The organism is Streptomyces sp. NPDC001889 (genome assembly GCF_053594535.1).
On the sequence record NZ_JBSFER010000024.1, the window covers coordinates 1 to 14,645 of the forward strand.

A 14,645-nucleotide genomic window follows, 5' to 3' on the forward strand; every position below is an offset into this window, starting at 1 on the left:
CTTCTGGACCATCAGTATCTGAGCCTCGCGGACATCCAGCAGACCACCGGGACCGGAACCGGGGAACTCTTCGACACCACCACCGTCTTCGAGAATTACCCCCAGGACACGGAGTCCTTCGCCGGCGCTTTCGGAGACCTCCGTCTGACCGGCGTCCAAGGCCATGACGCCACCCATTACACACTGAGCCTCGCGATACTTCCCGGCACGGAATTGGGCCTTCGTATCGGATTCCGTCCCGACCGGCTTGACCGGGAGACCGCCGAGGGGATAGCGGCCCGTTTCGTCCGTGTGCTGGAGGCGGTGGCCGCCGATCCGGATCAGCCCGTCAGTTCACTGGATGTGTTGTTGCCCGGTGAGCGTGAGGTGTTGTTGTCGGGTGGGGGTGGGGTGGTGGAGCCGGTTTGTTGGCCGGTGTTGTTCGAGGAGCGGGTGGCGGGGTCGCCGGATGCGGTGGCGGTGGTGTTCGGGGATGTGTCGTTGAGTTATGGGGAGGTGAATGCGCGGGCGAATCGGTTGGCGCGGTTGTTGGTGGCTGGGGGTGTGGGGCCGGAGTGTGTGGTGGCGGTGGTGGTGCCGCGGTCGGTGGAGATGGTGGTGGGGGTGCTGGCGGTGTTGAAGGCGGGTGGGGCGTATGTGCCGGTGGACCCGGAGTACCCCGCTGAGCGGATTGCGTTCATGCTGGCGGATTCCCGCCCCGTCTCGGTGCTGACCACGGCCGATGTGGCTGGGCGGCTGCCGCGGGCCGGTGTGCCCCGGGTGGTGGTTGATGATCCGGGGACGGTGGCTGCTCTGGCGGGGTTGTCGGGTGCTGATCTGGTGGAGGGGGAGCGTGGGGGTGTGCTGTCGGTGGGGGGTCTGGCGTATGTGATCTATACGTCGGGGTCGTCGGGGGTGCCGAAGGGTGTGGGGGTGTCGCATGCGGGGCTGGGTGCTCTGGCGGCGGTGCAGGTGGAGCGGTTGGGTCTGGATGGGGGGAGTCGGGTTCTTCAGTTGGCGTCGTTGAGTTTTGACGCGGCGGTGATGGAGTTTCTGATGGCGTTCGCTGTGTCGGGGGTGTTGGTGGTGGCGCCGCCCGGGCGGTTGGGTGGTGAGGCGCTGGCGCGGGAGATCGGGGTGCGGGGGGTGACGCATGCGTTGATTCCGCCGTCGGTGTTGTCGGGGTTGCCGGAGGGAGCGCTGGCGTCGTTGGAGACGTTGGTGGTGGGTGGTGAGGCGTGTTCGGGTGAGCTGGTGGCGCGGTGGTCGCCCGGGCGGCGGATGGTGAACGCGTACGGGCCGACCGAGGCCACCGCCTGCGTCACCCTCTCCGACCCACTGACCGGAACCACCACTCCACCCATCGGCCGCCCGGTCCCCGGCACCCGCCACCGCGTCCTCGACGCCACCCTCCGGCTCGTGCCTCCCGGCGTCGTGGGTGAGTTGTATGTGTCGGGGCCGGGGCTGGCGCGGGGGTATGTGGGCCGGCCCGGACTGACGGCGGAGCGGTTCGTCGCCGATCCGTACGGTCCTGCCGGGGCGCGGATGTACCGGACCGGGGACCTGGTACGGCGACGCGGCGACGGGAACCTGGAGTACGCCGGCCGCGCGGACGATCAGGTCAAGGTGCGGGGTTTCCGGATCGAGCCGGGGGAGATCGAGGCCGCGCTCCTGCGCCGCGAGGGCGTCGCCCAGGCCGCGGTCCTGGCCCGTACCGACCGGCCCGGTGAACAGCGCCTCGTCGGCTACATCGTCCCCGCCGGCGGCCACACCCCGGACCCCGCCGCCCTCCGCCGCCACCTCGCCGCCGAACTCCCCGACCACCTCGTCCCCACCGCCGTCGTCACCCTCGACCGCCTCCCGCTCACCCCCAACGGCAAACTCGACCACCGCGCCCTGCCCGCCCCCGACTTCACCACCGCCGTCACCGGCCACACCCCCCGAACCCCCCGCGAGGAAATCCTCTGCGGACTCTTCGCCGATGTCCTGGGTCTGCCCCGCGTCGGCATCCACGACAACTTCTTCGAACTCGGCGGCCACTCCCTCCTCGCCACCCGACTCATCAGCCGCATCGAGACGGCCCTCGGTGTCCGGCACACCATCAGGTCCCTCTTCGAATCCCCGACCGTGGCCGCCCTGGCGCAGCGGCCGGACTCCGGCAGCGGCGCCGGCCAGGGCGGCGGCGCCGGTGACGCACTCGCCGCACTGCTTCCCCTCCGCCCGGGCGGAAGCCGCCCCCCGCTCTTCTGCGTCCATCCGGCGGGCGGCCTGAGCTGGTGCTACTCCGGACTGCTGAGCAGCCTCGGCCCCGAGGTGCCGCTCTACGGACTCCAGGCCCGGGGCATCTCCGGGGAGGAGGAGCGCCCGACCAGCGTCGACGACATGGCCGCCGACTACGTCGCCACCCTCCGCGCCGTCCAGCCGGACGGCCCCTACCATCTCCTCGGCTGGTCCTACGGCGGAGTCGTCGCCCACGCGATCGCCGCCCAACTGCGCGAACAGGGCCAGGACGCCGCCCTGCTGGCGCTGCTCGACGCCTATCCCGACCCTCCCGCGCACGGGAGGGTCCCGGGGGAGCGGGAGGTGCTCCGACTGCTGCTGGAGAGCATCGGCCGGGAGGACCTCGCCCGGGAGACGGGCGCGGACCCGGACCTCCCCGGCACTCCCGGCCTCCCCGAGCTCCTGGAGCGCGTCCAGGAGAAGGACGGCGGCCTCGCGGGTCTCTCGGCGGACCAGGTGCTCTCCCTCGTCGACATCGTCACCAACAACATCCGTCTCATCGGAACCCATGAGCCGGCGGTCTACGACGGAGATGTTCTCTTCTTCACCGCGACCGAGGGAGAGGCGGCGGAGCGGGGCGGGGAGCGGCTGAGCTGTGACGCGTGGGCGCCCTATGTCGGCGGCCGGATGGAGAACCACCGGATCGCCTGCGAACACGCCGCCATGACCGACCCCGAACCCCTGCGGATCATCGGTTCCGTCATCTCCCGGAATCTCTCGCACCGCGCATCCCGCCCGTGACCGTCCAGGAGGCATCAGTGAAACTGGAGAATCTCCATATCAGCGGGCTGGGTACCTACCTGCCCGAACGGATGACCAGTCGGCGCGCTGTCGAACTGGGTCTGTACGACGAGATCCTCATGCTGGATTCCGGTGTCACCGGAACCCTGATAGCCGGTGACACCCCGCCGGTGGACATGGCGGTCTCCGCCGCCCGGCAGGCTCTCGGCCGGGCCGGAAAGGACGCCTCGGAGATCGACCTCCTGGTGCATTCCTGTGTCCTCCGCCAGGGCCCCGAGATGTGGTATCCCGGTGGCTATGTCGCCCGTGAACTCGGCGCCGGGAACATTCCCGCCTTCGAGATACGGCAGGGATGCAACGGAATGCTCGCCGCCATGGAGCTGGCGGCCGGCCGGCTCGCCCTGGATTCCGGCCGGAGCACCGCACTTCTCACCACCGCCGACAATTTCACCTCACCCACCGCCGACCGGTGGCGCGGCTATGGTCCGGGAACCGTGATCGGGGACGCCGCCAGCGCGCTGCTGCTCGACACCACGGCCGGAATCGCCCGCGTACGGTCGGTCAACCATCTGCTCGTCCCGGAGCTGGAGGGGCTGCACCGAGGCGGTGAGCCGCTGTTCGCGCCGCAGGCCCGGGAGGCCATCGACATGGTGGAGCGGGCCCGTCACTTCGCCCGCACCGGCCCCCCGCTCGCCGAGGTCAACGAGACCATCGCGAAGTGGCAGGCGGATGTGGCGCTCCGCTCCCTGGAGGAGGCGGGCATCGGCGTCGGCGACATCGCCAGGGCCATCTATGTCAACCAGGGCCACTATCTGGTCTCGCAGTTCTTCCTCGATCCCCTCGGAATTCCGGAATCCCGGTCGAGCTGGGACTTCGGCCGCACCGTCGGCCATCTCGCGGCGAGCGACCACATGGTCGCGCTCGACCATTTCCTTTCGACGGGCCAGCTCAAGCCCGGAGACCATGTGCTGCTCGCGGGGGCGGCACCGGGGTTTGTGGTCAGCAGCGCCGTACTGACCATCGACGCGACCGCTCCCTGGGCCATCTGATATCCGAGGACCATTCGTCAACCGAGGGAGCCGCAGTGTCCAGCAGGAAGCACCGCAACCGCTCGCACGGCACCGAAGCCAAGGCCCGAATCAAGACCGGAACAAAGGCCGAATTCAAGGCGGAATTCAAGGCCGGAGCCAGAACCGGAATCAAGGACGGGACCAGGACCGGGACCGGGACCGGGGCCGAGAACGGCACGGGAACCGGTGCAGGCACCGGTACAGGCACCGGTACAGGAACAGCGCAGGCCCCGACCCCCCGGGAGAAATCCGGACCGAAGTCCGCCGAGCCCCCCGGTACGCCCGCCGCGGGACCCGCCGTCGCCATTGTCGGCATGGCCTGTAAATTCCCTCAGGCAGCCGATCTGACCGAGTTCTGGTCGCGGCTGTGCGAGGGACACGACAGCATCGTGGACGTACCGCCCAGCCGCTTCGACATCGACGACTTCTACGATCCGCGCCCGGGGACACCCGGGAAGATCGTCAGCCGGTCCGGCGGATTCCTCGACGGGATCGACGAGTTCGACGCGGACTTCTTCGGCGTCGCGCCCCGCGAGGCCCAGCACATGGACCCGCAGCAGCGGCTGCTGCTGGAGACCGCGGCGGCGGCCGTCGAGGACGCCGGCCTCACCAGGGACCGGCTCGCGTCCGGCAGCACCGGGGTGTTCATCGGCTCCATGGGCCGCAACTACTGGGACCGGATGAGCCGGTCGGGAGTCCTGGACGTCTACGCCAACGCCGGGACCGCGCCCAGTGTGCTCTCCGGCAGACTCTCGTACGCCTTCGATCTGCACGGCCCCAGCCTCACTCTCGACACCGCCTGCTCCTCCTCCCTCGCCGCGGTGCACCTCGCCTGCCGGAGTCTGCGCACCGGCGAGTCCACGCTCGCGCTGGTCGGCGGGGTGAATCTGATCCTTCTCCCGGAGGAGAGCATCACCTTCTCGGACGGGAGGATGCTCTCCCCCGACGGCCGGTGCAAGTTCGCCTCCGCCTCGGCCAACGGCTTCGTACGGAGCGAGGGCGTCGGGGTCGTCGTCCTCAAACTCCTGGAGGACGCCATCGCCGACGGGGACGCCATCCGCGCGGTGGTGCTCGGCTCCGCCGCGGTCAACGACGGCCGGGGCACGGGCGCGATGATGGCCCCCGCGCCCGACGGGCAGGAGCGGACGCTCCGTGAGGCGTACGCCGACGCCGGGACATCCCCCGCACAGGTCGATTACGTCGAGGCGCACGGCACCGGGACCAGCGTCGGCGACCCGGTCGAGCTGGGCGCGCTGACGGCCGTGCTGGGCGAGGGCCGGCCGGCGGAGCGCCCGCTGCTCGTCGGCTCGGTCAAGACGAACATCGGGCACACCGAGGGCGCCGCGGGGATCGCCGGTCTGATCAAGGCCGTACGGTGCCTGGAGACCGGGGTGATACCACCGAGTCTGCACAGCGCGGAGCTGACCGGCGCGGTCGACTGGTCCCGCGCGCCGCTGTCCGTGCCGCAGAAGCTCCAGGACTGGCCCCAGCACGAGCGGCCGGGGATCGCGGGCGTCAGCTCCTTCGGGATCTCCGGCACCAATGTGCATGTCGTGCTGGGAGCGCACCGCCCCGCTCCGGTGGAACCGCCCACCACCGGAGCCGCCGGTGTCATCGAAGCCGTCGCGGCCGTCGAAGCCGAGGTGGAGGCCGACGGGCCCGCCCGGCTGCTGAGTATCTCCGCCCACCACCCGGACGCCCTCCGCGAACTCGCCGGGGAGTACCGGCGCTATCTGGAACCGGGCGGCGCGGGCGGCGAACTGCCCCTGCGGGACATCTGCGCCGGCGCGGCGACCCGCCGGGACCACCGGGAGAGCCGCCTCACCGTCGTCGGCTCCACCCACAAGGAGCTGGCGGGCAGACTCGGCGCCTTCCTCGCCGGCGAGGCGAGCCCCTTCACCCGGTCGGCCGACGATGTGTACGAGCGGCGCTCCCAGGTGGTCTTCGTGTTCCCCGGCCAGGGTTCGCAGTGGGTCGGCATGGGCCGGGAACTGCTGTGCACCCAGCACGAGTTCCGCCGGGCGCTGGAGGAGTGCGACGCGGCGGTGCGCGCCGAGACCGGCTGGTCCGTGATCGAGCGGCTGACCGGCGACACCGGGCCACTCGAAGGTGTCGAGGTGATCCAGCCCGTTCTGTGGGCCGTCGAGGTCGCCCTGGCCGCCGTCTGGCGCTCCTGGGGCGTCGAACCCGACTATCTCGTCGGTCACAGCATGGGCGAGGCGGCGGCTGCGTGCGTCGCCGGCGCGCTCTCCGTGACCGACGCCGCGGCCGTCATCTGCCGCCGGAGCGCCCTGGCGAGGACGGTGTCCGGGCGGGGCGCCATGGCCTCCGTCGAGCTCGGCGCCGAGGAGGCCCGCCGCGAACTGGAGCGGTACGCCGGTGCCCTCTCCGTGGCCGCGATCAACGGTCCGTCGTCGACGGTCCTCTCCGGCGACGGCGACGCCATGCGGGAGCTGCTGACCTCGCTCCAGGAGCGCGGCGTCTTCTGCCGTCTGGTCCAGGTGGACTTCGCCTCGCACGGCCCGCAGGTGGAACCCCTTCGCGAGCCCCTGCTCCGGGCGCTGGACACCATCGCCCCGCGCGCCGGCGACATCCCCGTCTACTCCACCGTCCTCGCCGAGCCCGTCGACGGGAGCGGCCTCGACGCGGCCTACTGGGCGCGGAATCTGCGCGAGCCGGTGCACTTCGGCCCGGTGGTCCAGAGGCTGCTGGACCAGGGACCCACCGTCCTCGTCGAGATCAGCCCGCACCCGATCCTCACCCCGGCGGTACGCGAGTACATCGACCGCGCGGACGGCGGCGGCCTCGCCGTGGGCTCCACCCGCCGCAACACCCCGGAGCTCTCCTGTCTGCTGGACGCGCTCGCCGAGATCCATCTGAGCGGGCACTCCGTGGAGCTGGGCCGGCTCTCCGGACCCGACGCGGTGTACGTACGCCTGCCGGGACCGGTCTGGCAGCGGCAGCGGTACTGGTACCCCGACCCCGGCACAGGCCCCGGTACGGACACCGCCACAGGCCCCGGTACGGACACCGCCACCGGCCCCGGCACGGACACCGGCCCCGGCGGAACCGGCGCACAGGTCCGTACGCCGCTCTCCCCGGCCCCCGCCTCCCATCCCCTCCTCGGCGCGCCCGTCGGCGGAGCGGACGGCGGTGCCCATGTCTGGGAGGGGCCGCTCGACCTCGCGGCCAACGCCTATATCCGCGACCACCAGGTACAGGGCGTCGTGATCGTTCCCGGCACCGCCTACGTCGAGCTGGTCGCCGCCGCGGCCGCCTCCGCTCTCGGCTCCGTCCCCGCCCTCGTGGACATCACCTACCACGAGGGGATCTTCCTCACCGGGACCGAGCCGCCGCCGGTGGTGCGGGTCGTGCTGCGGCCCGCGGCGGACGGAGGCTGGACGTTCGAGGTCAGCAGCCGCTACCACGACCAGCCGGACCACCAGCGCAATGTCACCGGCCGGCTGGACCCCGCGGCCCCCGGGCCGGAGGCACCGTCCACGGGCGAGTCACGGGCCGAGGTGCGGCGCCGGGCGCGCGAGATCCCCAGCGAGGAGTTCTACCGGCGCTTCGAGGCCCAGGGCAATCAGTGGCTGGGCGCCTTCCGGGGTGTCACCCGGCTCTGGTGCCGCGACGGCGAGGCGCTCGCCCGGATCGAGGCCCCCGCCTCCATCCGGGGCGACGACCCCGTCCACCACTTCCACCCCGCGCTCCTCGACGCCTGCGGGCACACCCTCGCCGCGGTGACCGCACCCACGGACACGGACGGGGGCACCGACCGGGACACGGACGGGGACACCGGCGCGGGCCCCGGCGCCCGGGGCGAGCACGACGCCTTCGTCCTCGGCGGCATCGACCGCGTCCGCCTCCACCGGCGCCCGAGCGGCCCGCTGTGGAGTCACGCCGTCCGTACCGCCGTCCGCCCCGACGCCATCGTCGGCGATGTGGAGGTGCGCGACGAGGACGGCCATCTGCTCGCCGAGCTCGAAGGGGTACGGCTGCGCTTCCTCATCCCCAGGACCGCCGCGCTGCCCCCGGCTCCGGCCGGCTGGCTGCACGAAGTCGTCTGGCGCCCCGCCCCCCTCGCCCCGCCCACCGCACCGGCCGCGCCGCGCACCGGCTTCTGGCTGGTCTTCGCCGACGGCAGCGGCACCGCGGAGGCCCTGCCCGCCCTGCTCGGCGGGCGGGTGATCGTCGTGACGCCGGGTGCCACGACCGGAAGGCTCGGACCCGACCGGTACGCGGTGGGGCCGGAGGGGTACGCCGCGCTGCTGGCCGAGGTGGGCCGCGAGGCCGGGCCCGGCGCGTGCGAGGGCATGGTGCATCTCTGGTCGCGCGACGCCCACGACCCGGGCCCCTCCGGCGGGAGCCCCGGGCCGGCGACGGCGTCGGCCGCACGCCTCGGGTGCCACAGCGTGCTCGCGCTGGTCCGGGCCCTGGACGGGGCACCGCCCTGGCACGGTGCCCGGCTGTGGCTGGTGACCGAGGGCGCCCAGTATCTGCCGGACCACCCGGGCGAGGTGGCGGTGGGCCAGTCGATGCTGTGGGGCCTGGGCCGCTCGCTGATCCAGGAGTACCGCGAGCTGCGCTGCACCCTCGTCGACCTGCCCGCCGGATCGGGGAGCCGGTCCGCCGGACTGCTCGGTGCCGAGCTGCTCTCCGGCGGCCCCGGCCCTGACACCGGCCCCGGCACCGGCCCTGACACCGGCCCCGGCACCGGCCCCGAGACCCAGATCGCGTACCGCGACGGACAGCGGTTCGTGGCCCGGCTCACCCGCCACACCCTCGCCCCGCCCCCGCCCCTGCCCCTCGCCGCGACCGCGACCGCGACCGAGACCGCGCCCCCGACCTCCACCCCCGCCGACGGCGGCTCCCCGCAGGGGTACGAGGTCCGCGGCCGGACGGTCGGCCTGCTCGACGAGATCGGGCTCGTCCCGGTCGTGCCGCGCCACCCCGGACCGGGCGAGGTCGCCATCAGGGTCAGCCGCGCGGCGCTGAACTACCGCGATGTGCTCACCGCCATGGGCGCCTACCCCGGCCTGGGCGAGGGCGCCCGTCTCGGCTGGGAGTGCGCGGGCGTCATCACCGAACTCGGCGAAGGGGTCGAGGGCCTGGAGCCCGGCGACGAGGTCATCGCCCTGGCCGAGGGCGCCCTCGCCAGCCACGCGGTCACCAGCGCCCATCTGGTCGGCGCGATCCCCGCGCGGCTGACCGCCGAGGAGGCCCTCACCCTCCCGGCGGCGTACCTCACCGCGTACTACGGACTCTGTGAACTCGCCCGGCTGGCACCCGGCGAGAAAGTCCTCATCCACTCGGCCACCGGGGGAGTGGGGATGGCCGCGATCCAGATCGCCCGCTGGAGGGGCGCGGAGATCTACGCGACCGCGGGCAGCCCCCGCAAGCGCGCCCTGCTCAAGACGCTCGGTGTCAGACATGTCTTCGACTCGCGGTCGGGGGAGTTCGCCGGGGAGGTCATGGCGGCCACCCGGGGCGGGGGAGTGGATGTCGTCCTCAACTCCCTCACGGGGGAGGCGATCCAGCGGAACCTCTCCCTCATCGCGCCCTACGGCCGCTATGTGGAGCTGAGCAAGAAGGATCTGATCGAGAACAGCCCGATCGGGCTGCTGCCGTTCGCCAGGAACCTGACCTTCTTCTCCATGGACCTGGTCGACATGTTCCGCACCCGGCCCGCGCAGGCCGGGGCGCTCCTGGAGCGGGTGCTCGAACTCGTCGACGGAAGGGCGATCGAGCCGCTGCCGTACGAGGAGTACGCCGTCGCCGACGCCGAGGAGGCGTTCCGGCGCATGGCGCGGGCCCAGCACATCGGCAAGGTCCAGCTCCGTTTCGACCCCGACCACCAGGGCGACCACCTCGCACCGGTCGCCCAGCCGGTCGACGAGACCCTCGCCGGACCCCCCGCCGAGACCCCCGCCGCGCCGCCCATCAGGCCCGACGGCAGCTATGTGATCACCGGCGGTCTCGGCGGAATCGGCCGGAAGCTCGCCTCCTGGCTGGTTGAGCGGGGTGCCCGGGATCTCCTCCTCCTGGGCCGCAGCCCGCTCGGCGAACGGGCCGACGCCCTCCGCGAACTCGCCCGCACCGGTGCGCGGGTCGCCTACCACGCGGTCGATGTGGCGGACGAGGACGCCCTGCGGACCGTGCTCCGGGAGCACGAGCGCGCCGGCGGGCCACCGGTGCGGGGAGTCCTGCACGCGGCCGGTGTCATCGAACTGGCCTCGGCGGCCGAGCTGGACCCCGGCCGGTTCGACGCCATGGTCCGGCCCAAGGTCACCGGGGCATGGAACCTCCACCGGCTGCTGGAGCACCGGCCGCTCGACTTCTTCGTGCTCTTCTCCTCCGCCTCCGCCGTCCTCGGATCGCCCCGGCTGGGCGCGTACGCCGCCGCCAACGCGGCGCTCGACGCCCTGGCGCACCACCGGCGGAACCAGGGACTGCCGGCGCTCTCGGTCAACTGGGGGTTCTGGTCGTCGGTCGGCATGGTGGCCCGGTACGACGAGCGGCACGGGCGGAGTCTCGCGCCGAAGGGGATGGAGAGCTTCACCCCGGAGCAGGGGATCGGGCTGCTCCAGAAGCTGCTGGCCGGCCCGGCACGGCAGCTCACGGTGCTCGCCGCCGACTGGGACCGCTGGAGCGCCGCGTACCCGGACGCGGCGCGGGACCCGATGCTGCGCGAGGTGGTCCCCGCCGTGCCCCCGCCGCCCTCGCCCGTCGTCCCCCTCCCCGCCCCCGTCCCGGTCACCGCGGTGGTGCCCGTCGAGCCGGTCGTGCCCGCCGCCCCGGAGAAGCAGATCCCGGTGGCCGCCCCGCCCGCCCTGGTACGGGAGTTTCTGACGGACCGTGTCGCCAGGGTCCTCGCGCTGCCGGCCCAGCGCCTGAACGCCCGCAAGCCACTGAACCGACAGGGGCTCGACTCCCTGATGGCGACGGAGGTGCGCAGTCAGGTGCAGCGGGAGTACGGGGTGATGGTGCCGATGGCGAGAATGCTCGGCGGGCAGAGCCTCAACGACCTGGCGGACTTCATCGCCGAGGAGCTGACCGACGGCACCTGACCGGCGTCTGACCGACGCCTGAGCAGTGCCTGTGACCGGCACCTGAGCAGCGCCTGATCGGCTCCCCTGCACAGCGGCGGTCACGTGTTCGGCACGGAACGGCGGGCCCGGGAACACCACCCCGGGCCCGTCCCGCCGTACGCCCGGGTGCCGATCGCCGCGCTACGCCCTGCCGGTCGTCTCCTGGTGTGAGGGCCGTCTGACGATGCCCGCCTCGTACGCGTAGATGACGGCCTGCACCCGGTCCCTGACCTCCAGCTTCCCCAGGATTCCCTGCACATGGGATTTCACCGTGGACTCCGCGATCTTGAGCCAGGCCGCTATCTCCGGATTGGAGAGGCCCTGCACCATCAGTTCGAAGACATTCCGCTCGCGTCTGGTCAGGGAGAGGAGATGATCCTTGCCGCTGTGACTGCTTCCCTTGAGGGAGACGGAGGCCCTCGCCAGATTTCCCACCACCTCGTCCTTCACCGGTGTGTAGCCGGCGATGGTGACTCGTATGGCGGCGATGAGTTCCGTGGGACTGATGCGGCGGTCGAGAACCGTACATCGCCCGATGCGGAGAAGATTGACCAACTGATCGCCGGGGAAAGTCGCCAGGAAAATCAGATAGATCGGTACGCCGTCCCTCGATTGGAGGGCCACCTGCTCGGCAATCTTCAAGGTGCGGTGGGAGAAGTCCTGATAGCTGCACAGGATGATGTTGGGTCTGAATTGAGCGGCGGATCTTGGGGCTTCCGAGAAGGCGCTCACTTCACCAGTCACCGAGATTTCCCGGTCATTGTTGAGGATGGCGCTCAGTCCGGCACGTTCTAACTCGTTTTCGCAGACGAGAAGGACCTTCACTTTCCCGTGCCCCTTCACTTCCCCTCCTTCGAATCGGTACCGCACAAGGCTTTTTACCGTGGACTTGACCTTATCTTGACCTGGTGAGCGGGTTCAACAGGTGAATTGAGGAGGTCTGTTGATGTCTAAAAATCGCTGGTTTGGGCCAGGGGCGGGTCTGTATTCGGGACGTACTCGGGCGACGGCTCGGGCCGCTGTCCTGGAAGTGCTCATGGCCGTCGGGGCGCACCGGCCCGAAACTTGACGGTTTCATGGGTTCGAGCGGATGAATAACGGGAGTCCAAAGGAACGCCCGCCGCCACGGTGTCGCAAGTGTGTACGAGTCGAATGATCCAGGCCCGGCACGCCGGGGCGGCCGGTAAAGAGGCCACCCATTTCACCCGTTGCCGTGGGGAATCGGAAACGGCGGTGGCCCGGCCGGGCCGCCGCCCGCGGGCGCCCCCTGGCGGCCGGACGGCCCCCGGCTGCCGATAGCCTGGAAAAATGCTCACAGAAGTCACGGCGACCCGCTATGTCACGCCCTTGCGTGAAGGCGGATCGCTCCCAGGCATTGTCGAGGCGGACGACCTCGGCACCTACGTCATGAAGTTCACCGGTGCGGGACAGGGCCGCAAGACCCTGGTCGCGGAGGTCGTCTGCGGACAGCTCGGCCGCCGGCTCGGACTGCGTGTGCCCGAACTCGTGGGCATCCAGCTCGACCCCGTGATCGGGCTCGGCGAGCCGGACCAGGAGGTCCAGGAACTGCTCAAGGCCAGCGGCGGGCTGAACCTCGGGATGGACTTCCTGCCCGGGTCGATCGGCTTCGACCCGCTGGCGTACGAGGTGGGGTCGGCGGAGGCCGGCCGGGTCGTCTGGTTCGACGCGCTGATCAACAACGTCGACCGCTCCTGGCGCAACCCGAACATGCTGGTCTGGCACGGCGACGTCTGGCTCATCGACCACGGGGCCACCATGATCTGGCACCACAACTGGCCCGGCGCCGCGGCCTCCGCCGCCAAGCCGTACGACGCCTCCGACCATGTGCTGGCCCGCTTCGAGCCGGACATCGCGGCGGCGGCGGCCGAACTGGCCCCGCTCGTCACCGAGGAACTGCTCACCGAGGTCGCCGCCGACGTGCCGGACGAGTGGCTCGTCGACGAGCCGGGCTTCGACACCACCGACGCGGTGCGCCGGGCCTATGTGGAGGCGCTCCTCCCGAGGGCCGCCTCGATCCACACCCGGATCACCCTCGGCGAGCCCACCCGCACGCGCCCCTCGCGGGCACCCGGCTGGCTGACCGGCCGCACCGGCCGTCCGGCCGTGAACGAGAAGGGCGCCGGAGCATGAGCGGACGTGAGGTCTTCGAGTACGCGCTGCTGCGGGTGGTCCCCCGCGTCGAGCGCGGGGAGTGCTTCAACGCCGGTGTGGTGGTCTACTCCCGGGCCAGGTCCTATGTCGCCGCCCGCACCCATCTGGACGAGGCGAAGCTCAGGGCGCTGGACCCGGCGGCCGATGTGACGGGTGTACGAGCCGCGCTGCGCGCCGTCGAGTACGTCTGCTGCGGTGGCGAGGAGGCCGGGCAGGCCGCACGCGACGACGCGGGCCGCCGGTTCCGCTGGCTGATCGCCCCCCGCTCCACCGTCGTCCAGCCGGGACCCGTGCACACCGGTCTCACCGCCGACCCCGAGGCCGAGGTCGAGCGGCTGCTCGGGCTGCTGGTCCGCTGAACCGCCGCCGGCGGTGACGCCGTCCGGGCGATGCCGGGTGCGCCGGGTGACCCGGCGCACCCGGCGGGCCGTTGACACCGGGTGCCAGGGGCTTCTAGCGTCTCGTCTGCTGAAGGTACTAAGCGGTCGCTCATCCTTCGGGTGTACGGGAACCGGGTGAGCCGCACTCAAGGGCGAGGAGAACCAGCATGTCCACCACCGAGCAGCGCGTCGCCGTCGTCACCGGGGCAGCCCGGGGCATCGGCGCCGCGACCGCCGTACGGCTGGCGGCCGAGGGCCGTGCCGTCGCCGTACTCGACCTCGACGAGGCGGCCTGCGAGGAGACCGTCGAGAAGATCACCGCGGCAGGGGGCACCGCGCTCGCGGTCGGCTGCGACGTCTCCGACGGCACCCGGGTCGAGGCCGCGGTGGCCCGGATCACCGCCGAACTCGGCGCTCCGGTGATCCTTGTCAACAACGCGGGGGTGCTCCGGGACAACCTGCTCTTCAAGATGAGCGAGTCCGACTGGGACACCGTGATGAACGTGCACCTCAAGGGCGCGTTTCTGATGGCAAAGGCTTGCCAGAAGCACATGGTCGACGCCGGGTTCGGCCGGATCGTCTCGCTCTCCTCGTCCTCCGCGCTGGGGAACCGGGGCCAGGCGAACTACGCCGCGGTCAAGGCCGGGCTCCAGGGCTTCACCAAGACCCTCGCCAAGGAGCTGGGCAAGTTCGGCGTCACCGCCAACGCCGTCGCCCCCGGATTCATCGTCACCGAGATGACCGCGCAGACCGCGGCCCGCGTCGGCATGGGCTTCGAGGAGTTCCAGGCGGCGGCGGCCGGCCAGATCCCCGTACAGCGCGTCGGACAGCCCGAGGACATCGCCAACGCCATCGCCTTCTTCACCGGCGACGCCGCGGGCTTTGTCTCCGGGCAGGTGCTGTACGTGGCCGGCGGACCGCTCAACTGAGGC

Annotated in this window: 7 protein-coding genes; 6 read left to right on the forward strand and 1 reads right to left on the reverse strand. The window is 71.6% G+C overall.

The features are described 5' to 3' along the window. Window positions 1-18 precede the first annotated feature (18 nt). The 3 genes from ACWCRA_RS26365 to ACWCRA_RS26375 are packed head-to-tail and all read left to right on the forward strand — an operon-like array spanning window position 19 to window position 11,140. Window positions 19-3,000: a non-ribosomal peptide synthetase gene (locus ACWCRA_RS26365; protein ID WP_451068838.1), complete on the forward strand. Its 2,982-nt coding sequence runs from the start codon at window positions 19-21 to the stop codon at window positions 2,998-3,000. A gap of 17 nt (window positions 3,001-3,017) precedes the next feature. Then, window positions 3,018-4,049, forward strand: coding sequence for a ketoacyl-ACP synthase III family protein (locus tag ACWCRA_RS26370; protein ID WP_351551389.1), 1,032 nt, complete (start codon window positions 3,018-3,020; stop codon window positions 4,047-4,049). A 35-nt stretch (window positions 4,050-4,084) separates the two neighbouring features. Beyond that, a complete protein-coding gene (locus ACWCRA_RS26375) occupies window positions 4,085-11,140 on the forward strand; it encodes an SDR family NAD(P)-dependent oxidoreductase (protein ID WP_451068760.1) in 7,056 nt (2,351 codons plus the stop codon). Between the two features lie 162 nt (window positions 11,141-11,302). Here ACWCRA_RS26375 and ACWCRA_RS26380 read toward each other — a convergent pair whose 3' ends face one another. Continuing rightward, window positions 11,303-11,803 carry a response regulator transcription factor gene (locus ACWCRA_RS26380; RefSeq protein ID WP_351551395.1) on the reverse strand — a complete coding sequence of 167 codons (501 nt, stop codon included), beginning with the start codon at window positions 11,801-11,803 and terminating at the stop codon, window positions 11,303-11,305. Between the two features lie 666 nt (window positions 11,804-12,469). Between ACWCRA_RS26380 and ACWCRA_RS26385 the strand changes: the two genes are divergently transcribed. The 3 genes from ACWCRA_RS26385 (at window position 12,470) to fabG (ending at window position 14,642) form a co-directional block, all read left to right on the forward strand. After that, window positions 12,470-13,312 carry a HipA family kinase gene (locus ACWCRA_RS26385; protein WP_351551483.1) on the forward strand — a complete coding sequence of 281 codons (843 nt, stop codon included), beginning with the start codon at window positions 12,470-12,472 and terminating at the stop codon, window positions 13,310-13,312. Beyond that, window positions 13,309-13,692, forward strand: coding sequence for a DUF3037 domain-containing protein (locus ACWCRA_RS26390; protein WP_351551486.1), 384 nt, complete (start codon window positions 13,309-13,311; stop codon window positions 13,690-13,692). Before ACWCRA_RS26385 ends, ACWCRA_RS26390 begins: the two co-directional genes overlap by 4 nt. 188 nt (window positions 13,693-13,880) lie before the next feature. Then, the gene (gene fabG / locus ACWCRA_RS26395) at window positions 13,881-14,642 is read left to right on the forward strand and encodes a 3-oxoacyl-ACP reductase FabG (protein ID WP_351551489.1); all 762 of its coding nucleotides are present in this window, start codon (window positions 13,881-13,883) and stop codon (window positions 14,640-14,642) included. The last annotated feature ends 3 nt before the right edge of the window (window positions 14,643-14,645 follow it).

Coding starts and splice junctions, on each gene's coding strand:
- ACWCRA_RS26385 (WP_351551483.1), top strand. CDS start 12,470: ATGCTCACAGAAGTCACGGCGACCCGCTATGTCACGCCCTTGCGTGAA.
- ACWCRA_RS26390 (WP_351551486.1), top strand. CDS start 13,309: ATGAGCGGACGTGAGGTCTTCGAGTACGCGCTGCTGCGGGTGGTCCCC.
- fabG (WP_351551489.1), top strand. CDS start 13,881: ATGTCCACCACCGAGCAGCGCGTCGCCGTCGTCACCGGGGCAGCCCGG.